Source organism: Neisseria sp. HMSC058F07 (assembly GCF_001810035.1).
In the GTDB taxonomy this organism is placed as follows: Bacteria; Pseudomonadota; Gammaproteobacteria; order Burkholderiales; family Neisseriaceae; genus Neisseria; species Neisseria perflava.
The window spans coordinates 450,427-470,493 of the sequence record NZ_KV799706.1 but is presented as its reverse complement, the minus strand read 5'-3'; the positions used below and the strand labels follow the sequence as shown (position 1 = coordinate 470,493).

Below are 20,067 nucleotides of genomic sequence, written 5' to 3'. Positions count from 1 at the left end.
TTTTTTTGCGTGTCTTGGTAAGACTTGCCGAAATACGAAACATTACCGTTCAAGGTCAAGCCTTTAGCAAACGGGGTGTCCCATTCAACGCCTGCTTTGGCAATCACGCGTGGGTTGGCGACTTGTACGCCGCTGACCAGCATATCGCGTGAATTTGGATAGTCTTTCACGGTCGATTGCAGATACATCAGACCCAAAGTCGGACGCAAAGTATTGTTGAGCAAATTCGCGTAGGTGTTGAACTCGATACCGCGGCTACGTTCCATGCCTTGTTCGTCGCCTGCCGCAGCACCGGAACGGGCAAAAGCGGAATTGTTGCCATAGGTCAGCGTTTTTTTCTTAGTTTTTGCATTAGTGGTTGTCTGGCCTCTCCAGTAACCCGGACGTTTGATTTGGAACGCGTTTAACGTGGTCACGAAATTGCCCCAGTTTTTACGCACGCCCACTTCAAACTGACGGCTGACACGCGGTTTGGACATGGTGGTATGGTTGTCATCATCGGTTTTGATGTCGGCAGGCTCCAAGTCTTCCATGTAGTTGCCGTAAACGACCAAATCAGGTTGCGGCACCCATGCGGCCATCAGCATCGGGCTGAAGCGTTTGGCATCGCCGCTTTGACCTTCTTTTTTATTGGTGTATTCAACTGCTTGGAAACGTCCGCCCAGCGTCAGGCGGTATTTATTGTCGGCAAAGCCCAGTGTGTCGGACAAGGCCAAGCTGTTGACTTTGATATTGGCATCAAGATAGGCAGAGCTTTCCCAATCGGTTGCATAGTCCGGTTGGAAAGAATCAAGTTGCGCTGCAATATCGCCGCTTGCAGAAATTTTCGCGCTGCTGCTGTCTGCAGACAAACCGCGCGTAGTGGCGCGTTGACGGATAACGCGGTCAAAAGCCGTACTCCAGTTGTGCGTAACCGGGCCGGTTTCAAATTCGCCTCGCGCAGACAGGTTCATGCTTAAAGTGCGGAAGTATTGGTCGGTCAGACGGGCAGTACCGGTGTTGTAGTCATAGTTGCGGGCCGTTACTTTGCCGCTGGTGTTTGTGTTTTGCGTATCGGTACAAGTACTGGTGGCATTCAAACATACGGTCGGGGAAATCAGCGTACCGTAATAACGCGCTTTGTTGTAGCCGATACCGCCTGTAATCTGTGCATTGTCAAACGCATCCCATTCAAACGTCAGCATATTGGTTTGACCGACAGTGTTTTGCCAGTTCCAAGAAGGCAGCAGGTTGGTTTTACCGTCAGGTGCATCAAACAGACGGCCTTGCAGGTTTTGAATGTCCTGCATACGCGCGCGGCCGCCGTTGGTTTTGCGTTTCGCGTAGATGGAGTCAAACGCCACGCGCAGTTTTTCGCCGCGATAATCGGCATTCAATGCAAATTCTTTGTTGTCTTCGCTGTAACCGTGGCGCGGAGTATCACCGTGGCGCAGTTTGCCGTTGGCGCGCACACCGAATTCTTTGTTTTCGCCGAAGCGTTGACCCAAGTCGAACGTACCTTGGGCGCGGTTGTTGCTGAACCAGCCCAAACCGATTTTGCGGTTGCCTTCGTCAGCGGCTTTTTTGGTTTCGATATTGACGGAACCGGATACCGCGCCTTCAGGGTCCATGCCGTTTACGGCAGTGGATGCGCCTTTAATCAGTTGCGCGGAGCCGACTTGCACGCTGGCCGTACCTTGTGTGCCGTACATACCGGCTAAGCCGTTGACGCTGAATTGGCGCGCATCAAGTTGGTAACCGCGGAAATACAGGCCGGTCAAGGTGTTGCTTTCGCCGCCAAACTGCCAAGTCGAAGCGTCTTTTTTCGCTACGGCATCCACCAAAGTACGCGCTTCGGTGTTGTTGAGGGCTTTTTCGTCGTAATTGACCACAGTAATCGGAGCGGTAAAGGCGTTGGCTTTACCTAACACACCCAAATTCACACGGTCGCGCAAGTCGCCGTCGCTGGCGATGGAATAAGAACGGGCGGCTTTGACGCGTTTGGCGTCGGCGCGGACATTGACTTCCTGCAACTGCTGTTGCACGGGGGTTTCGGGTGTCGTTTCATCGGCGGCGTAGGCGAATGCGCTTGCAACCACAAGCGGCATCAGGGCTAATTTGCTGTTCATAAAATACCTTCTGGTTTGAAATATTAATAATTCTTATATCGAGTAAAAAATTACAAAGTAATTTGGTTTTGCGATTATATTTGATAAGATTTCCGCCTTCCACAAAAACAAATAAGAACCGTTTGTACATACAAAAAAATACAACAGTTCAGAAAACTATTATTACAGTTACCATAGTCAAATAAATTTGCCGTCCTTTCAGACGGCCTTTACTTCCTTTCAGAGAAAACCCCATGCAAAAATGGCAAATCGAGCTTTATTCCACGCCGTCTTGGCTATTGCAGACCTTATTGATGGTCGCTGCAGCCTCGGCGGTCATTCTGTTTTTTGCACGCAATACACGCTTCGGGCGCGAGTTTAGCTATATCCTGCGGCTGTGCCTAACACCGAAAAGCGCGGTCAAAGTCTTGCTGCTGATTACGGCGATGATTACGCTGCTGCTGACCGAAGTACGGCTGAATGTGTTGAGTACCTTTATGTCCAAAGGGCTTTACGACTCGATGCAGGATTTGAATGCCTCCGCGTTTTGGATGTTTGCAGCGATGAATGCGGGCGTGGTGTTGATACGGGCGTTTAACAACGTCGTCAACGACTTTCTCGATCAAGGTTTGGCGATTAAATGGTCGGAGCGGCTCAATGAAGTTTTGACTTCACGCTGGCTTGGCGACAAAAACTACTACCGCCTGCAAATGCGCCGCCACGCGCCGGACAATATCGACCAGCGTATCCAACAAGACGCGCAGGATTTCATCGCCTCAACCATCGAATTTGTGCGCGGTATGGTCAATTCGGTCGTTACCTCATTGGAATTTGCCGTTGTTTTGTGGGGATTGGCGGGCATCCTGACCGTGTTCGGCTTCGACATTCCGCACGGCATCGTTTGGTTTGTCTATATGTTTGTGATTTTGGCGACCTTTATCGCCATGTGGATAGGCAACCCGTTGATTCGTTACAACTATGAAAACGAAAAGCTCAACGGCGACTATCGTTATTCCCTCATCCGCGTGCGCGACCACGCCGAAAGCGTAGCGTTTTACAGCGGCGAAAAACACGAACACGACCAGCTTTCCGACCGTTTTAAAGCCATTATCCGCAACCGTTGGCGCATTGCGCGGCAAAGCGTCTGCCTGAGTGGTTTTAACGATATGTTCACCAACGGCATCAAACTCTTCCCGATTATTTTGCAAGCTCCGCGCCTGTTTGCCGGACAAATCAAAATCGGCGACATCCAGCAGACCGTTCAAGCTTTCGCACGACTGCAAAACGCGCTGTCTTTCTTCCGAATGTTCTACAACAAATTTACCGCCTACCGCGCCCGATTGGAGCGTCTGTACGGCTTTTTGCTGAGTACGGAAGAAAAACACACCGCACGACAACCCGACCTTACCGAAGTTTCAGACGGCCTGATCTTAGAAAACGTTGCCCTATACCGTCACAACGGCGAAGTTTTATTAGACGGTATCAATATTAACCTCAAAAGCGGCAATTCCCTGCTGATACGCGGCCCAAGCGGTTGCGGCAAAACTTCGTTGCTGCGCGCGCTGGCAGGACTTTGGCCTTTCGGCAGCAGCGGCAAGGTCAGTCATCCGCCACATCAAGAGATTCTCTTCCTGCCGCAACGCCCGTACACGGCACAAGGCAGTCTGCGCGATGCGATTTGTTACCCCGACATCGACAAGCAGCATCCGGAACTGATCGAAGCCATGAATACTTGTCGATTAGGTTATCTGGTTGATAAATTAGATAAAACCGATGACTGGCAGCACAAACTCTCCCCGGGCGAACTGCAACGCGTCGCCTTCGTCCGCGCCCTACTCTCGCAGCCCAAAGTCATCCTGCTTGATGAAGCCACCGCCGCCTTAGACGAACCGACCGAAGCCATGCTCTACCGCGCCTTAAAGCAAAAACTGCCCGACAGCATCATCATCAGTATCGGCCACCGCAGCACGCTCAATGAGTTCCATGATTTATGTCTCGATGTCGGTCATGTACAATGCTGAATTAATGGCATACCAAAGGCCGTCTGAAACAGTGAAAAACGAAATCAAAGATTTTGTCATCGCCGTTTCAGACGGCCTTTTCAAACGCCATGGCATGTTTATTTGCTATACTCTGCATTGTGTTAACGTCGTCTAAAAAATATTTATGAATACCCTGGCCCTTATTCCACATTACAACCACCCGTCCACCATCAGCCACGTTGCCCAAACCATGCGTGGCTTCGGTTTAAACGTTTTAATTGTGGACGACGGTTCACGCGAAGAATGCAAACCTGTATTGCAGGCTTTGGTTTCAGACGGCATTGATGTCCTTTACCGTCCCATCAACGGCGGCAAAGGCGCAGCGGTCAAAACCGGCTTGGAATACGCTCAAGAACATGGCTATACCCACGTCTTGCAGGTTGATGCAGACGGCCAGCATTGCTTGAACGATACGCCTAAACTCCTCGCCGCAGCAGAACGAAATCCCGAAGCCGTTGTTTGCGGCTGGCCGCAATACGGCGATGACGCGCCCAAAGCACGGCTTTACGGACGCAAAATTACCGATTTCTGGAATATGCTGCACACTTGGTCATGCGACATCAAAGACGGTATGTGCGGCTTCCGCCTCTATCCGCTTGCACCCGCGCTGTCCGTCGTCCGCGAAGAAACCGTAGGCGATCGCATGGACTTCGATACGGAAATCCTTATCCGCCTGTACTGGCGAAACGTCAAACCGGTTTGGATTAAAACGCCCGTCCAATACGCCGCCGACGGCGTGTCCCACTTCGATGCCTTTGCCGATAATGTCCGCATCAGCAAAATGCACACACGGCTGTTTTTCGGTATGTTGAAACACCGACTGGGTAAAGTTTTCGGAAAGGCTGTCTGAAACCATGACCGACAATAAACAAACCCATTGGGCGGCGCAGCCCGAACGCGGCAGCCGCCTGTTTCTCGCTCTGACCACATTGATGGTGCGCTATCTGCCGGCTTTTTTCATGAGGCCGTGTATTTGGTTTGTGGTGCTGTATTTTTATGCAACCGCACCCAAACCGCGCCGTCATGTCTTACGCTATCAAACCCGTCTTCAGACGGCCTTTCCCCACACCGTCCTGCCGAAACACAGCGTATTCAAACAATTCGTCGCATTTGGCGAAGCAGTTTGCGACCGTTTTGCCGTGTGGCAACGCAAAATCCGTTATGAAGATTTGGTGATTGAAGATCCGGACGATATCTATTCGCAAGTCAAGCGCAATGAACGCGGCCAGATTTTTGCCTGTTCGCACTTGGGCAATACCGAAGTTTGCCGTGCGCTGGTGTCGCACCATAAAAATTTCAGACTCAATGTATTAGTGCACAGCAAACACGCGCAGGCATTTAACGAGGCATTGCAAAAAGCCGGCGCAGATCATATCCGTCTGATTCAAGTAACAGATTTGGACACCACCCTGATGATGGAATTAAACCGCCGTATCGAAGACGGCGAATGGATTGCCATTGCGGCCGACCGCGTGCCTGTACGCGGCGAGAAAACCGCCGACATTAATTTCTTAGGCCACACCGCCCCTATGCCGCAAGGCGCATGGCTATTGGCTTCGCTTTTAAAAACGCAGGTAAACACGCTGTTTTGCGTCAAACAAAACGGCCGCTATCATTTGAAACTGCGCCGCTTTACCGATACTTCCAGCTGGAAACGCGGCAAGCGCGAGGCTACCGTCAAAGACGCGATGCAGGGTTTTGCCGACATTTTGGCGCAAGAATGTGCGCAAAATCCGCTACAATGGTTCAATTTTTATGATTTTTGGGGCGAAGACGCCGTCTGAAACCATCACATTCACTCTTTTAAACCATGAAAAAACACATCTACTGCCAACACAGCTTTGAAACTGAAGTTCCTTTTTTTGACGTAGATGCCATGCACATCGTGTGGCACGGCAACTATGTCAAATACCTTGAAACCGCGCGTTGTGCTTTTCTGTCTTCCATCGGTTACGACTATAACGAAATGGGACGGCAAGGGTACAGCTGGCCGATTGTGCAGATGAACCTCAAATACATCCGCCCTGCCCGTTTCGGCCAAAAAATCCGCGTTGATATGGACATCGTCGAGATCGAAAGCTGCCTGCGTATCGATTACACCATTTACGATGCCGAAACCAATGAAAAACTGACCCGCGCTTCGACTACCCAAGCCGCTGTTTCGCTTTCAGACGGCCTGATGCAGTTTCAAACGCCGGACAGCTGGTTGGAAGCAGTAAAAAGACATCCGACATTTAAGGCCGTCTAAAAAATTTAGCGATTAAACAAGATATTGCCTGCTTATCAGCTTTACCCTTTATAATTTTAAGTTTCCATTTCAGACGGCCTTTATCCTCAATCCACATATCATTATGCTACTGAACCTCAACCGCTTTACCTTTCCTGTTTTCTTAAAAGAAATCCGCCTACTTACTGCCCTCGCCCTGCCTATGCTGTTGGCGCAAGTGGCGCAAGTGGGTATAGGTTTCGTCGATACGGTGATGGCCGGTGGCTCAGGTAAGGAAGATTTGGCCGCGGTGGCTTTGGGCAGCAGCGCATTCTCGACGATTTACATTACCTTTATGGGCGTGATGGCGGCGTTGAACCCGATGATTGCTCAGCTGTACGGCGCAGGTAAAACCGAAGAAGTCGGCAAAACAGGAATGCAGGGCATTTGGTTTGGCTTGTGTTTGGGTGTATTCGGCATGCTGTTGATGTGGGCGATGATTATGCCTTTCCGTCATTGGCTGACATTGAACGATTATGTTGAAGACACTATGGCGCAATATATGCTCTTTACCAGCTTGGCAATGCCGGCCGCCATGATACACCGCGCCCTGCACGCTTATGCCTCCAGCTTAAACCGCCCACGCGTAATTATGTTGGTCAGCTTCGCGGCATTTGCGTTGAATGTGCCGCTGAACTATGTGTTCGTTTACGGCAAATTCGGTATGCCTGCTTTAGGCGGCGCAGGTTGCGGCGTGGCAACGGCAGCGGTATTTTGGTTCAGCGCATTGGCTTTGTGGCTTTATATTGCCAAAGAAAAATTCTTTCGTCCGTTTGGCTTAACGGCAAAAATCGGCAAACCCGATTTGGCGGCTTTCAAACAGATTTGGAAAATCGGCGCACCCATCGGCTTGTCTTATTTTTTAGAAGCCAGCGCGTTTTCGTTTATCGTCTTTTTGGTGGCGCCATTCGGCGAGGATTATGTCGCCGCCCAACAAGTCGTCATCAGCCTGTCGGGCATTTTGTATATGGTTCCGCAAAGTGTCGGCTCGGCAAGCACGGTACGCGTTGGCTTTTCGCTCGGGCGGCGCGATTTTTTGCGGGCGCGTTATATTTCAGGCGTTTCGCTGGTGTTGGGCTGGCTACTTGCCACCTGCACCGCGCTGCTCTTGGTTGTCTTTCGCTTTCAGTTGGCAGGTATGTACACCAACGATGCGGCAGTATTAGGCATTGCCGCAACCGTTTTATTTTTCGCTTCCCTATTCCAACTGGCAGATGCCACCCAATGTATCGCTTCATATGCGCTGCGCGGCTATAAAGTGACCAAAATGCCGATGTTCATCCATGCCGTGGCTTTCTGGGGCTGCGGCCTGTTGCCCGGCTACCTGCTTGCCTATCATGCCGATATGGGCATTTACGGCTTCTGGACCGCGCTGACCGTTTCGCTGACGATTGCCGCCATTGCATTGGTATGGTGCTTGGAGCTTTGCAGTAAAGAGATGGTCAAATCACATAAGGCCGTCTGAAATTTCTTTCAGACGACCTCCATTGATATTTCATTTACGGCTTATTCACTCTTAAGGAAAAAAATGTTTTCAACTTCCATTATAGAAAAACTTGCTTACTATATTTATTGCTTGATTGACCCTAGAGATGGCAATATTTTCTATGTAGGTAAAGGCGTGGGCAATCGCGTTTTCCATCATGCCCTAGGTTCATTACAAGAAACAGAAACGCCAAGTGATAAAATTGCTTTGATTAGGGAAATACATAAAAGCGGAAACCAGCCCGTGTATTACATTCTGCGGCACAACATCCAAACAGACAAACAGGCTTTTGAATATGAAGCAATGGCAATAGACCTACTCTCCCTAGTCAAGCCGAGCCAGCAGCCGCTGACTAATATTCAAGGCGGCACGCATTCTTCTGAAGTAGGATTGATGAGCTTGTCCGAATTAAAACGAAAATATGATGCGCAAGAATTGAAAACTGATAAACCTATTGTTTTAATTACGATTAATAACGAATACGAGAAACTGAAAAAAGACATCAGATCAGGGAATATTCCTGAAGCCGATAGGCATAAGGAAATTTATGAGCGCACACGGAAATATTGGAAAATCGGAAGTAGGCGTGAAAAAGCAAAATATGCAGTTGCAGTCTATCGCGGCTGGACATTGGCAGTATATGAAATTGAAAGATGGATTTCTGCCGACGATATTATTCAAGGTCGTTGGATGTTTGAAGGCAAGCCGTTACCAAAAGAGTCCAATATTTATCAAGAAATCGTGGACAAGCTGACCTATTCTTCCCAAGAAAACTATAAAGCGCCCCAAAACCCCATTACCTATCGTAATTGTTAAATAGTAAGTTTTCAGACGACCTGAATCCACAAAATCACAAATCATCATGCAACCCATCCAATACCAAACCGACCTCACCCCCTACAACACTTTCGGCCTTCGCGCCCAAGCCCAAGCCTTTATCGCACTCAAACACGCCGACGAGTTGCGCGACATCGTCCGGCTGCCCGAGTTCAACCGAAATACTGTTTTATGGCTCGGCGGCGGCAGCAATATCCTTTTGATGGAGGACTATGCCGGTCTGGTTGTGCATATGGAAAACAAGGGAATACGCGAAATTGAGCGTTCAGACGGCCTGGTTTATATCGAGGCTCAGGCTGGGGAAATTTGGCATGATTTTGTTTTGCACACGGTTGGGCTGGGTTTAAGCGGGCTGGAAAACCTCAGTCTGATTCCGGGCACGGTCGGCGCGTCTCCGGTACAAAATATCGGTGCATATGGTGTTGAAGCGAAAGATGTTATCCATAGCGTACGCTGCTTTGATTTGGATACGGAAACCTTTGTCGAGCTTTCCAATGCCGACTGTGACTTTGCCTATCGTGAAAGCCTATTCAAACAGGAAGGCAAAGGCCGTTATGTGATTGTTTCGGTTGTATTCGCGTTAAAAGAGCATTTTGTGCCGAACTTGGGCTATGGCGATTTGGCGGCAGCGGTTGCCGAACTAAGCCAAGACCGCGAGGCAACGGCTAAAGATGTTTCCGATGCAGTGTGTGCAATCCGCAACAGTAAACTGCCTAATCCTAACGTGCTTGGTAATGTCGGAAGTTTCTTTAAAAACCCTGTTGTCAGCGCTGAAAAAGCTGCCGATTTGTTGCAACAATACCCCAATATGCCACGCTATCCGCAGCCTGACGGTTCGGTCAAACTCGCGGCCGGCTGGCTGATTGACCAATGCCGTCTGAAAGGCCATCAGATCGGCGGGGCGGCTGTGCATGACAGACAGGCTTTGGTTTTGGTGAATAAAAACAATGCGTCCGCTCAAGATGTCCACCAGCTGGCACAATATGTTTGTAATACAGTATTTACTCAATTTCAGGTAGAATTACACGCAGAACCCAACTGGCTGCCGACTTCATACAGCCTATAAAACAAAGGAGTGTATTCCATGCCGCGCATTGCTAAAGTCAACACTTACACACGAATCATCAATGCCAGCCTCGCCTTGTTCAACGAAGAAGGCGAGCGCAATATTAGCACCAACCATATTGCCGCCCACTTAGGCATCAGCCCGGGCAACCTCTACTACCATTTCCGCAACAAAGACGAAATTATTGTCCAATTGTTCAAGCGTTACAGCGAAGCCCTGCTTGTCTACCTTAACGAAGCCGTATTGCCGTCTAATGTGGAAGACTCCATCAACTACATGGCCGGTATTTATGATGTGATGTGGGAATACCGTTTCCTTTTCAGCGATGTGAATACCCTGCTTGCCCGCAGTGCCGAATTATTGGGCGAGCACAATACCTTTACCCAAGCCAAAGTGTCCCCGCTGTTGGTCAACCTGCTGACCCAGCTCAACGGTCTGAACATCATCAGCGCAGACCAAACCGCCATGAACGACCTTGCCGTCAATATGTGGGTGGTGACGAAATACTGGTTCGACTTCGACAGCTCCCTGCGCGGTCGAGCCAAGTTGACCGAGGATTCCAAAGTACGGGGCATCAGCCGCACACTCAGCCTGTTACGCCCCTACCTCCTGCCGGAACACCGTGCCGAATTCGACCAAAAAATCGGCAGCAACCATTAATTTTTCCATACAAAGGCCGTCTGAAAACGTGGCTTTAACCAAGTTAAAGCTATTTTCAGACGGCCTGTTAATTTTCGGATGCTTTATTTATGCACCTTCCCGATATTTCCATTCTCGGCTTAGGCTATCTCGGCCTGCCGCTGGCACAAAAATTTTATGAGCAAGGCAGTCAGGTAGCCGCCGTCAAACGCAACCTGACCTCCGACGACATCAATCTGCCAATTGAACTCGACATTATCGATTTAAACCAAAACGATATTTTTCACAGTTCGACCTTATGGCAAAACCATATCAACAAGCCGACATGGTTTTGCCTGCTTCCGCCTTCATCATTAAACCATTACGCCGATACCTTAAAAAAATGGATTCAACTTGCCGAGCAATCTAAGGTACAACACATCATCTTTACCAGCAGCACCAGCGTGTATGGCGACCAAGCACGCATATGCGATGAAAGCACGCCGCCCGATCCGCAAACCGAATCTGCCCGTCAAATCCTCGTAGTCGAGCAAGCCCTGCTTGAAAGCGCCGTCCCCCATATCGATATACTGCGACTGGGCGGGCTTTACTCTGCCGACCGTCATCCCGTTACCAAGCTGGTTCAGAAAACACGCATTCAAGGCGGCAATCAACCCGTCAATATTCTTCATAAGGATCTTGCCGTCCAAGTCCTTTTTCAAACGGCCTGCCAAGCTGACGGCAAGCGTATCCGCAATATTGTCGAACCCCGCCACCCAAGCCGGGCCGAATTTTATACTGCCGAAGCGGCCAAACTCGGGCTACCGGCTCCTGATTTCATCGTTGATGACAAAAGCAACGGCAAAATTGTAAATACCGTTTGCGCAGACGGGCTAAGCCTGTAAAATTGCGACTCAACCCATTAATCCGTTTCAGACGGCATTTAGAGTAAACCATGTCCGCCCTATTTCCCCTTATCAACCACCTGATACAGCAAAATCCAGAGCAACAGCGCGAGCTGTCTGAATTTGCAGGCAGCATCATCTGCATCAGCCTGACCGGTTTCAGACTGACCGGACGCATCAGCGAACAAGGTTTTCTTGAAACCGCAAATGAAACCGCCGACACCAACATCACATTCCACAACAGCGCCATCCAAAAAATCCTCCAAGGCGGCCAGCCCGGCGTGGGCGACATCAGCCTCGAAGGCGACTTGGTCTTGGGCATGTCCGTCCTTCCTATTTTGGGTGGACTGCGCTATTATCCGAGCGAAGATTTGGCGCGTGTATTCGGTCATGTGGCCGCAGAAAGTATCAGCTCGCGCGCCGGCGACATCGGCCGCACCATGAAAAAAATCGGCAAAAGCATTGCCGAGCAAATCAGCGACTTTTCACGCGAACCCGAATCCCCTGTTATCGACCAAGCCACGCTTGCCGCATGGTTGGAAGAAGTGGACAAACTGCGTGACGACGTTGCCCGCCTAAACGAACGCCTCGATCGCCTCGAGCGCGATATCTGGATAGATTAGACACTTAATTTCAGACGGCCTACTATCATGAAAAGCCCATTTAAAAACATCGGTATCGTTACACGTCCCAATACGCCCGAAATTCAAGATACCGTCCACACATTGGTTTCTTTTCTGCGCGAAAACGGCTTCACCATCTATCTGGATGAATTGAGCGTAGAAGAACACTGCGTCTATATCCAAGATTCCGCCTACTGCGAAACCGTAAACAAAGCCCAACTGGGCAAATATTGCGACCTCGTCATTGTGCTCGGCGGCGACGGTACCTTCCTCTCCGCTGCCCGCGAAGTTGCTCCGCGCGCCGTTCCTATCATCGGCATCAATCAAGGCCACTTAGGCTTTCTCACCCAAATCTCACGCGACACCATGGTTGAGGGTATCCGCCCCGTACTGGAAGGCAAATATCTGCCCGAAGAGCGCATCCTCATTGAAGCCAGTATCATTCGTGACGGCGAAACCATCGAACGCGCCCTAGCCCTCAACGACACCGTACTGTCTCGTGGCGGTGCAGGCCAAATGATTGAATTTGAAGTATTTATCAATCAAGAATTTGTCTATACCCAACGTTCGGACGGCCTGATTATTTCCACGCCGACAGGTTCGACCGCTTATGCACTTGCCGCCGGCGGCCCCATCATGCAAGCCGGTCTGCACGCCTTCACGCTTGTGCCTATCTGTCCGCAATCCATGACCAACCGCCCGATTGCCATCTCCGACACCAGCGTAATCGAAATCCTCATTACCAAAAGCGGCGACGCACGCGCACATTTTGACGGACAATCCCATATCGACGTGCAAAACTTCGACCGCATCATCATTCGCCGCTATCACAATCCCTTGCGCGTCCTCCATCCCACCGATTACCAATACTTCAAAACCCTGCGCCAAAAGCTGCATTGGGGCGAACAATTGATTTAAACACCACTTCAATAAATAGGCTTACCATGAAAACCATTTCCCAAACCTTAATCATCGCGCTGTGCGCCCTTTCCTCCCTCTCCGTCTCCGCACACGGCATGCACAAAAGCAAACCCTTGTCCTTTGAAGAATTGCCGAAAATCTGCCAGCAATACTTTACCCGTGCGGATGCGTGTTACCAAAAAGCAGGCGATAAAGCATCGTTCCAACGTGACAACACAAAATACCTGCGCCAAATCCTGCCTGCTGCCGACGTAGGCCAACGTGAACGCATGTGCCAAATTGCCATGGATACATTCGCTGAAAAAACAAAAGGCTTAAATTGCGAATAAAGACCTTCCCCTTAGCTCTAGTAATTTTAATTTCATAAAAAGGCCGTCTGAAACATTAGATTGTTTCAGACGGCCTACTTACAAAAACCCTTTACTTTTTAAGAAGAGACCACAAAATCTACCGTATGCGCTTCACTGTAATCAGGGATTTCCAGCTTTTCTATCATGCGGTGCAACACATCATTCGGAACAGAATGTTCGCGGTTACGGTTTTGCGATAGTAATTGCGTGTAAGGCACTTCCAAATAAATGAGATGCACACGTGCGCCGTAATCGGCAAACATCGGCAGCCATTTACTGCGCAAGTCGCGGTTGAGATTGGTCGCATTGAAGACAAATGACGTACGGGCTCGCAGGTATTCTTTTGCCTGCTCTTTACCCAAACGCACTGCTTCGGCGGTATGTTTGGAATCTGCGGGATTGAGTTTACGCTCACGGCGAATCTCATCGAGCGACAGCATAGGTAAATGGGCAAGATGTTGCCTGATGTAGCTGTCTTTGCCGCTACCTGCTATGGCGCACATGGCGTACACCTCAAAGGTCTGATCATCAAATGGCTGATAATCCGGCATTTCGCTACGGCCGTTAAGATAGAGATAGCGTCCGTAATCGCTGGCGAACGTACGTGCCTTACCCCAACAAGCATTTTCTTCACAGAGTTCACGAAACAAATCAACGCGCAGCAAAATATCCTGTTGGTCGCAACATATACGACCCAGGACATCGGCTTTAGCCAGCATGGCAAGATGTGCAGTGTTAACCTGCAAACTGGCCGCTATGACAGCTCGATCAGGATTAGGCTTGTTAATTGCCCATAAAGGCAATCCGTGCAAGCGCACAAGTTTGGCGATTGCTTCTCTTACGGCAAATGGAGCGGCAAATTCGGTATACAGTAAAGTACGGGCAGTATGCTCGCCTTTTTTTGCGTGATGCGGCGAAACGATACGCTCTTTACCGTTTTCTATTTCACGCTTGGTCGTACTGCGTTTTTCCACATCATGCAGTATGGCGGCAGCAAACAGAATATGTTGCTCCTGTTCATCAAGCGCTTGAAACTCGGGCAGTTGTAAAAGGGCTTCGCACACCATTTTGGTATGCGTAAATACATCGCCTTCAGCATGCCACTCAGGGTCTTGCAGAACATCCTTCATATCGGCAAACCAGCTGAAACGACGTTCTAAGGCTTGCCAATCAGGAAGTTGACCGGGTATGTAATCTGGGAATGTCCACATAATTGTCTTTCTTATTATTGGATAATTGGACTTCAGGCCGTCTGAAACTGCCAGCTTTGCCAATGGTATTTGTCGTAATCGATAAGACGGGCAGGCTTCCAAGTTTTCGTCCAATGAACGTCGGTTTTAACGTGTTTGGCTCGCACCAATTTGAAAAGATTATCAAATTCATTGAATTGAACAGGCAGGTTGCCGTTGTTGGTGGCAAAATCAGCGGCGTTCCGGATAACGAAACCTTCACTGCATGCCGCTCCTGTTTTCGGATCGTAGCCGCCAAGCTTACCGGCAGTTTGTACGCTGTCTGTCCACGGCTCTCCCAAATTAGCGGCAAGCCATTGCGCTAAAGCAATATCTTCATTGGCGTATTTTTGAGTGGAATCTGCAAGCGGCTGGACAATTGGGATTTCTGGCACAGTCGGAAAATCAAACAGCTGCGCATAAAATTTAACCTCTTCCCATGAAAGCCAATGTCCGCCACGGCGGACGGCGAATAGATAAAAATAGCTTTCCAGTTGAGAATAGGCAATCGAATGAATGCCGTACATATTCTCGCCAAAAAGTTCGAGATCGCCCAAATCATCTTTGATTTGCTGCCATCGTTGCAGCAAAGGTTTATCCCACGGATGCTGGGTAGGTGCAGCATGACTACGGGCATAGAGGCCGTGCGCGGCAAAGCAGTTGTTTTGCCCATCTAATTTTTCGGTTAAAACCAATTTCGGCAGCGAGGCAAAATATGAAAGAAAGCCGCGCGGCATAAAGCGGTCGTCTGAAGTCGTGCCGAGGCTGATGGGCGCGTGCAGGCTGCGGGCGTATTTTTGAGGTTCAGTTGTCGTCATAATATTTTTTCCTTTTTATTCATTTTTTAATTTTCTTTTCAAGTGTTCCCAGCAACCCGTTACATTTTCCCCACCATATTTCCTTGTTTGGAAACCAAAAGTTGGTCGATTTTCAAATTTTCGGTATCGATGATTTCAAACTTATAACCGGCATAAACCAAAAAATCGGTGCGCTTCGGGATTTTGCGCAAGGAATACATCATAAAGCCGGCGATGGTTTCGTAGTTTTCCGAATTGGGAAACTCTTCAATATCCAGTGCGCGCATGACATCGGTAAGCGGCGTAGCACCATCTACCAACCATGTATCTTCGGTACGGCGGATAATTTGCGGCTCTTCTTCGGTATTGACCAGCTCGCCCATCACAATGCTCATCACATCTTTCAGCGTTACCACGCCAACCACCAGCGCGTATTCGTTCACCACTACGGCGAAGTCTTCGCCGGAAGTTTTGAAGGTCTCCAATACATCATAAAGCGACAATGTGTCGGGGATAAACAAGGCTTTACGCAACACGCGCTTGTCGGTCAGGCGGACGTCTTTTTCTTTTAAAAACAAGGTCAGCAGCGTATGAGATTCGATATAGCCGATGACGCGTTCCAAGTCGCCGTCACATACGAGGAATTTGTTGTGCGGTTTGTCCGACATCATTTCCAACACGGTATCGCTGTCGTCGTGTTTATCGAAATAGGCGATATATTCGCGCGTGCTCATGGTGGAAGTGACCGTGCGCTCCTGCATATCGAAAATGTTTTCAATCAGATAGTGTTCTTGTTCTTTCAATACACCAGCCTGCGCGCCGGCATCAACGACGGCATAAATATCTTCCGAGGTAAGCTGCTCCTGACGGACGGTTGAGATTTTGAAGAGTTTGAATATTGCGTTTGCCAATCCGTCAAAAACCCAGACAAGGGGCTTTAAGATAAAAATCAAAAACATCATTGGACGGACAATGCGTACCGCCACCGCTTCGGGATGGGTCATTGCCATACGCTTGGGCATCAGGTCAGCAATTAAAATAAAGCTGCCTGTAACCAGCGAGAATGTCAGCAAAGAGGCAACTGTGCTGCCCCAACTGCCTGCGTTCTCCAAAAGTTTGCCAAAATACGGACGTATTGCTGCCTCGCCGACAATACCGGCAAGAATGGCGACGGCGTTCAAACCGATTTGGACAACGGTAATAAAACTGCCCGGCTGCTGCTGCATATTGATGACGTCAAGCGCACGCGTATCGCCGCCGTCTTTCGCCATGACCTGCAATTTGATTTTGCGTGCCGAAGCAAGCGCGAGTTCGGAACAGGATACAAACGCGCTAATGACAATCAGCAGGCACAATAATAGTAAGGCTTCAAAAATATTCATGAAAAAGTTTGTGTATGGTATAGGTTAAAAATATTCAAACAGCAAAGGCCGTCTGAAAAATTCAATTTGATCTTAGATTTGTATGATGTACATTTATTGTTTTAATCATCCAGCGCATCTTCATCCAAGGATTTCAACCATTTTAGCTTTTCGCCAATTTTGATTTCCAATCCACGAGGGACAGGTTGATAGAAATCGGGTTCATCCAAGCCGTCGGGCATATAGCTTTCGCCGGCGGCGTAGGCATTTGGTTCGTCATGGGCGTAGCGATATTCGCGTCCATAACCCAATTCTTTCATCAGTTTGGTCGGGGCATTGCGCAGGTGGACAGGTACTTCGTCGCTGGCATTTTCTTTGACGAAACGGCGCATTTGGTTGTATGCCTTATAGCCTGCATTGGATTTGGCGGCGGCGGCAAGGTACAGCACGGCCTGAGCCAAAGCAAGCTCCCCTTCTGGCGAACCTAAGCGCTCATAAGTAGCGGCGGCATCATTGGCAATCGTTAAGGCACGCGGATCGGCCAAGCCGATGTCTTCCCATGCCATGCGGACAATGCGGCGGGCAAGATAGCGCGGGTCGGTACCGCCGTCGAGCATACGGCAGAACCAATACAATGCCGCATTAGGATGCGAACCGCGCACGGATTTGTGCAGCGCGGAAATCTGATTGTAGAAACTCTCGCCACCCTTATCAAAACGACGGATTTGCGCACCCAAACTGTCGGCAAGAAATTCGGCGGTCAGGGTTTTCAGACGGCGTGTATTAGCAGCGCGTAAAAGCTGCTCAATCAAGTTCAACAATCTGCGCGCATCGCCATCGGCGGTATTCACAAGCAATTCTTGCGCATCTGCTTCAATCGTGAAATCTTGGTATTCAGGCAAAGCCAATACTTTGGTAATCAGCTTCTTCAGGTCGTCTGAAGACAAGGATTGCAAGACATACACCTGCGCTCTGCTAAGTAAAGCCGGATTGACTTCAAATGACGGATTTTCCGTGGTGGCACCGATAAAGGTTAATAAGCCGCTTTCGACATAAGGCAAAAATGCGTCCTGCTGCGCTTTGTTGAAGCGGTGTACCTCGTCAACAAACAAAATTGTCGCGCGCCCTTGCTGCAAGGCAATTTCAGCTTTCTCGATTGCCTCGCGTATGTCTTTCACGCCGGAAAATACGGCGGAAACCGGCAGAAACTGGGCATTGAAACTCTGCGCCAAAATCCGTGCCAGCGTGGTTTTGCCTACACCCGGCGGCCCCCATAGCAACATAGAATGCGGCTTCCCGCCTTCCACCGCCACGCGCAAAGGTTTACCTTCGCCGATTAAGTGCTGCTGCCCGATGACATCATCTAAAGAATGCGGGCGCAAGCGTTCGGCTAAAGGGGCTTCGGGTTGGCGGGCGAAAAGGTCGGACATAGCGGCTTTCGTGCTGATTGATTAAAAAGAAAACTCGCTAGCATTATACGGCAGTTTCGCAAACTCACATATCGGGCCGCATTACGGTATAATACATGCTATTTTGAGAACTCTTCGGGCGTTTCAGACGGCCTTGCTAACAGGAAACATCATGACTTCAAAAACTCTTTTGGCAGCTGTTACATCAGCTTTCTTATTGGGTGCATGCGCTACCGGCGGCGAATCTTTCGGCGGCTTGGGCAGCGGTACAGGTATCGGCAGCAGCGTAGTGAAAATGGCGGTAGACAGCCAATGCCGTACCGAATTGAACAAACGTAACGAATGGCGTGTCATTGCTTTGGCCATGAGTGCGGAAAAACAAGCCGAATGGGAAAATAAAATCTGCGGCTGCGCCAGCGAAGAAGCGCCAAATCAATTGACTGCAACCGAAATGATGCAGGTATTGAGCCCAGCAACCCGCGAGCAGGCCATTGCTTCCGTTACCGCAAAAACGGTTACCGCCTGCTTCAAACGACTCTACAAATAATCGTTCAGACGGCCTTTTTTAATATCGAGGCCGTCTGAATTCGTTTTGACTTTCTATTTGAATTTTAAATATATAGAGAAGAAACCATGAAATACATCAGCACCCGCGGTGCAACCGCACGCAAGCAATTCAGCGAAGTTTTATTGATGGGTTTGGCTCCTGACGGAGGTTTGATGCTGCCTGAGCAATACCCTCAAATCGACCGTGCTACTTTAGACCAATGGCGCACACTCAGCTATCCAGAGCTGGCGTTTGAAGTCATGAGCCTGTTTGCCACCGACATCCCTGCTGATGATTTACGCGATATCATCAACCGCACCTACACCGAAGAAGTATTCGGCACCAAAGCCATTACTCCGGTTCGTACACTTTCAGACGGCATCAAAATTCAAGCCCTCTCCAACGGCCCGACTTTGGCATTCAAAGACATGGCCATGCAATTCTTGGGCAATGCGTTTGAATATGTATTGAACAAAGAAGGCAAAGAACTCAATATTTTAGGCGCCACCAGCGGCGACACCGGCTCTGCCGCCGAATATGCCCTGCGCGGTAAAAAAGGCGTTAATGTCTTCATGCTGTCGCCGGAAGGCAAAATGAGCGCATTCCAACGCGCGCAAATGTTCAGCCTGCAAGATGCCAACATCCACAACATCGCTGTTGAAGGTATGTTTGACGACTGCCAAGACATCGTCAAAGCCGTACAAAACGATGCCGAATTCAAAGCCAAATACCACATCGGCACAGTCAACTCCATCAACTGGGGCCGCATTGTCGCCCAAGTTGTGTACTACTTCGCCGGTTATTTCAATGCCACTTCGAGCAATGACGAAAAAGTCAGCTTCTGCGTGCCAAGCGGCAACTTCGGCAATGTCTGCGCCGGCCATATCGCCCGCCAAATGGGCCTGCCTATCCACCGCTTGATTGTTGCCACCAATGAAAACGACGTATTAGACGAATTTTTCAAAACCGGCGCATACCGCCCGCGCAACAGCGAACACACCCACGTCACATCCAGCCCGTCTATGGATATTTCCAAAGCCTCCAACTTCGAGCGTTTTGTGTTTGACCTGATGGACCGCGATGCAGACGAAATCAAAACCTTATGGGCTGAAGTAGGCTCCGGTAAAGGTTTTAATTTGGAATTTATGTTAAACAAAGTACATCAACAATATGGCTTTGTTTCCGGCAAATCGACCCATGCCAACCGCCTTGCCAGCATCAAACAGGTTTACGAGCAAGATCATGAATTGATTGATCCGCATACAGCCGATGGCATCAAAGTAGCGCGTGAAGTACGCGAAGCCGGAGAAACCATTGTCTGCCTCGAAACCGCATTGGCTGCCAAATTTGAAGCCACCATCCATGAGGCTGTCGGCGAAGTTTCCATCCCCCGCCCTGCCGCATTGGAAGGCTTGGAAAATCTGCCACAACGGGTCCGTGTTGTCCCTAATAATGCAACGGCAGTGAAAGACATCATTAAGGAAGCCCTGGCTTAACCGGCCGTCCTTGACGACTGCACAGGC

The 20,067-nt window shown here is 49.5% G+C and carries 19 protein-coding genes; 14 read left to right on the top strand and 5 right to left on the bottom strand.

Annotation, left to right across the window (positions count from 1 at the left end; genetic code table 11):
- Positions 1-2,108 (bottom strand): TonB-dependent receptor (locus HMPREF2696_RS10250; RefSeq protein ID WP_070588417.1); only part of this gene is annotated, 2,108 nt, incomplete at its 3' end.
- 233 nt (positions 2,109-2,341) lie between these two features.
- On the opposite strand from HMPREF2696_RS10250, the gene HMPREF2696_RS10245 reads away from it, so the two are divergent.
- The 12 genes from HMPREF2696_RS10245 (at position 2,342) to HMPREF2696_RS10190 (ending at position 13,180) form a co-directional block, all read left to right on the top strand.
- Positions 2,342-4,108 carry an ABC transporter ATP-binding protein/permease gene (locus HMPREF2696_RS10245; protein WP_070588414.1) on the top strand — a complete coding sequence of 589 codons (1,767 nt, stop codon included), beginning with the start codon at positions 2,342-2,344 and terminating at the stop codon, positions 4,106-4,108.
- A 145-nt stretch (positions 4,109-4,253) separates the two neighbouring features.
- Entirely contained in the window at positions 4,254-4,979 is a 726-nt protein-coding gene (locus HMPREF2696_RS10240; RefSeq protein WP_070588412.1) for a glycosyltransferase family 2 protein, read from the top strand.
- Positions 4,980-4,983: 4 nt separating this feature from the next.
- Positions 4,984-5,913: an LpxL/LpxP family acyltransferase gene (locus tag HMPREF2696_RS10235; protein WP_070588410.1), complete on the top strand. Its 930-nt coding sequence runs from the start codon at positions 4,984-4,986 to the stop codon at positions 5,911-5,913.
- Between the two features lie 26 nt (positions 5,914-5,939).
- Positions 5,940-6,377 carry an acyl-CoA thioesterase gene (locus HMPREF2696_RS10230; protein WP_004519960.1) on the top strand — a complete coding sequence of 146 codons (438 nt, stop codon included), beginning with the start codon at positions 5,940-5,942 and terminating at the stop codon, positions 6,375-6,377.
- A gap of 103 nt (positions 6,378-6,480) precedes the next feature.
- Positions 6,481-7,860: an MATE family efflux transporter gene (locus tag HMPREF2696_RS10225; protein ID WP_070588409.1), complete on the top strand. Its 1,380-nt coding sequence runs from the start codon at positions 6,481-6,483 to the stop codon at positions 7,858-7,860.
- Positions 7,861-7,923: 63 nt separating this feature from the next.
- Positions 7,924-8,697, top strand: a complete 774-nt coding sequence (locus HMPREF2696_RS10220; RefSeq protein ID WP_004519963.1) for an LEM-3-like GIY-YIG domain-containing protein — start codon at positions 7,924-7,926, stop codon at positions 8,695-8,697.
- Positions 8,698-8,743: 46 nt separating this feature from the next.
- Complete coding sequence (gene murB, locus HMPREF2696_RS10215; protein ID WP_004519964.1) at positions 8,744-9,784, top strand: UDP-N-acetylmuramate dehydrogenase; 1,041 nt, start codon at positions 8,744-8,746, stop codon at positions 9,782-9,784.
- An 18-nt stretch (positions 9,785-9,802) separates the two neighbouring features.
- A complete protein-coding gene (locus HMPREF2696_RS10210; RefSeq protein ID WP_070588407.1) occupies positions 9,803-10,444 on the top strand; it encodes a TetR/AcrR family transcriptional regulator in 642 nt (213 codons plus the stop codon).
- 89 nt (positions 10,445-10,533) lie between these two features.
- The gene (locus HMPREF2696_RS10205) at positions 10,534-11,307 is read left to right on the top strand and encodes a Rossmann-fold NAD(P)-binding domain-containing protein (protein ID WP_004519966.1); all 774 of its coding nucleotides are present in this window, start codon (positions 10,534-10,536) and stop codon (positions 11,305-11,307) included.
- 50 nt (positions 11,308-11,357) lie between these two features.
- On the top strand, positions 11,358-11,930 hold the full coding sequence (locus HMPREF2696_RS10200; RefSeq protein WP_004519967.1) for a ubiquinone biosynthesis accessory factor UbiJ: 573 nt from the start codon (positions 11,358-11,360) through the stop codon (positions 11,928-11,930).
- Between the two features lie 27 nt (positions 11,931-11,957).
- Positions 11,958-12,848 (top strand): NAD(+) kinase, encoded by an 891-nt coding sequence (locus HMPREF2696_RS10195; protein ID WP_036491160.1) that lies wholly within the window; start codon positions 11,958-11,960, stop codon positions 12,846-12,848.
- Positions 12,849-12,874: 26 nt separating this feature from the next.
- Positions 12,875-13,180, top strand: a complete 306-nt coding sequence (locus HMPREF2696_RS10190) for a hypothetical protein (RefSeq protein ID WP_003746349.1) — start codon at positions 12,875-12,877, stop codon at positions 13,178-13,180.
- 98 nt (positions 13,181-13,278) lie between these two features.
- Here the strand turns inward: HMPREF2696_RS10190 and HMPREF2696_RS10185 are convergent, their stop codons facing one another.
- The 4 genes from HMPREF2696_RS10185 to HMPREF2696_RS10170 form a co-directional block, all read right to left on the bottom strand.
- The gene (locus HMPREF2696_RS10185; protein ID WP_004519969.1) at positions 13,279-14,412 is read right to left on the bottom strand and encodes an AAA family ATPase; all 1,134 of its coding nucleotides are present in this window, start codon (positions 14,410-14,412) and stop codon (positions 13,279-13,281) included.
- A 32-nt stretch (positions 14,413-14,444) separates the two neighbouring features.
- Complete coding sequence (locus tag HMPREF2696_RS10180; protein WP_004519970.1) at positions 14,445-15,248, bottom strand: RNA ligase family protein; 804 nt, start codon at positions 15,246-15,248, stop codon at positions 14,445-14,447.
- Positions 15,249-15,307: 59 nt separating this feature from the next.
- Complete coding sequence (locus tag HMPREF2696_RS10175) at positions 15,308-16,609, bottom strand: polyamine export protein PaeA (protein WP_003679774.1); 1,302 nt, start codon at positions 16,607-16,609, stop codon at positions 15,308-15,310.
- Positions 16,610-16,710: 101 nt separating this feature from the next.
- Positions 16,711-18,018 (bottom strand): replication-associated recombination protein A, encoded by a 1,308-nt coding sequence (locus tag HMPREF2696_RS10170; RefSeq protein ID WP_049336804.1) that lies wholly within the window; start codon positions 18,016-18,018, stop codon positions 16,711-16,713.
- Between the two features lie 151 nt (positions 18,019-18,169).
- Here HMPREF2696_RS10170 and HMPREF2696_RS10165 point away from each other — a divergent pair, with 151 nt between their 5' ends.
- Both HMPREF2696_RS10165 and thrC read left to right on the top strand, forming a co-directional pair.
- Positions 18,170-18,544, top strand: coding sequence for a hypothetical protein (locus tag HMPREF2696_RS10165; protein ID WP_063068685.1), 375 nt, complete (start codon positions 18,170-18,172; stop codon positions 18,542-18,544).
- Between the two features lie 86 nt (positions 18,545-18,630).
- The gene (gene thrC / locus HMPREF2696_RS10160; protein ID WP_070588405.1) at positions 18,631-20,040 is read left to right on the top strand and encodes a threonine synthase; all 1,410 of its coding nucleotides are present in this window, start codon (positions 18,631-18,633) and stop codon (positions 20,038-20,040) included.
- Positions 20,041-20,067: the final 27 nt, after the last annotated feature.

What these genes read in the sequence shown, in the direction of transcription:
- HMPREF2696_RS10245 (WP_070588414.1), top strand. Translation starts at nt 2,342, where the DNA reads ATGCAAAAATGGCAAATCGAGCTTTATTCCACGCCGTCTTGGCTATTG.
- HMPREF2696_RS10240 (WP_070588412.1), top strand. Translation starts at nt 4,254, where the DNA reads ATGAATACCCTGGCCCTTATTCCACATTACAACCACCCGTCCACCATC.
- HMPREF2696_RS10235 (WP_070588410.1), top strand. Translation starts at nt 4,984, where the DNA reads ATGACCGACAATAAACAAACCCATTGGGCGGCGCAGCCCGAACGCGGC.
- HMPREF2696_RS10230 (WP_004519960.1), top strand. Translation starts at nt 5,940, where the DNA reads ATGAAAAAACACATCTACTGCCAACACAGCTTTGAAACTGAAGTTCCT.
- HMPREF2696_RS10225 (WP_070588409.1), top strand. Translation starts at nt 6,481, where the DNA reads ATGCTACTGAACCTCAACCGCTTTACCTTTCCTGTTTTCTTAAAAGAA.
- HMPREF2696_RS10220 (WP_004519963.1), top strand. Translation starts at nt 7,924, where the DNA reads ATGTTTTCAACTTCCATTATAGAAAAACTTGCTTACTATATTTATTGC.
- murB (WP_004519964.1), top strand. Translation starts at nt 8,744, where the DNA reads ATGCAACCCATCCAATACCAAACCGACCTCACCCCCTACAACACTTTC.
- HMPREF2696_RS10210 (WP_070588407.1), top strand. Translation starts at nt 9,803, where the DNA reads ATGCCGCGCATTGCTAAAGTCAACACTTACACACGAATCATCAATGCC.
- HMPREF2696_RS10205 (WP_004519966.1), top strand. Translation starts at nt 10,534, where the DNA reads ATGCACCTTCCCGATATTTCCATTCTCGGCTTAGGCTATCTCGGCCTG.
- HMPREF2696_RS10200 (WP_004519967.1), top strand. Translation starts at nt 11,358, where the DNA reads ATGTCCGCCCTATTTCCCCTTATCAACCACCTGATACAGCAAAATCCA.
- HMPREF2696_RS10195 (WP_036491160.1), top strand. Translation starts at nt 11,958, where the DNA reads ATGAAAAGCCCATTTAAAAACATCGGTATCGTTACACGTCCCAATACG.
- HMPREF2696_RS10190 (WP_003746349.1), top strand. Translation starts at nt 12,875, where the DNA reads ATGAAAACCATTTCCCAAACCTTAATCATCGCGCTGTGCGCCCTTTCC.
- HMPREF2696_RS10185 (WP_004519969.1), bottom strand. Translation starts at nt 14,412, where the DNA reads ATGTGGACATTCCCAGATTACATACCCGGTCAACTTCCTGATTGGCAA.
- HMPREF2696_RS10180 (WP_004519970.1), bottom strand. Translation starts at nt 15,248, where the DNA reads ATGACGACAACTGAACCTCAAAAATACGCCCGCAGCCTGCACGCGCCC.
- HMPREF2696_RS10175 (WP_003679774.1), bottom strand. Translation starts at nt 16,609, where the DNA reads ATGAATATTTTTGAAGCCTTACTATTATTGTGCCTGCTGATTGTCATT.
- HMPREF2696_RS10170 (WP_049336804.1), bottom strand. Translation starts at nt 18,018, where the DNA reads ATGTCCGACCTTTTCGCCCGCCAACCCGAAGCCCCTTTAGCCGAACGC.
- HMPREF2696_RS10165 (WP_063068685.1), top strand. Translation starts at nt 18,170, where the DNA reads ATGACTTCAAAAACTCTTTTGGCAGCTGTTACATCAGCTTTCTTATTG.
- thrC (WP_070588405.1), top strand. Translation starts at nt 18,631, where the DNA reads ATGAAATACATCAGCACCCGCGGTGCAACCGCACGCAAGCAATTCAGC.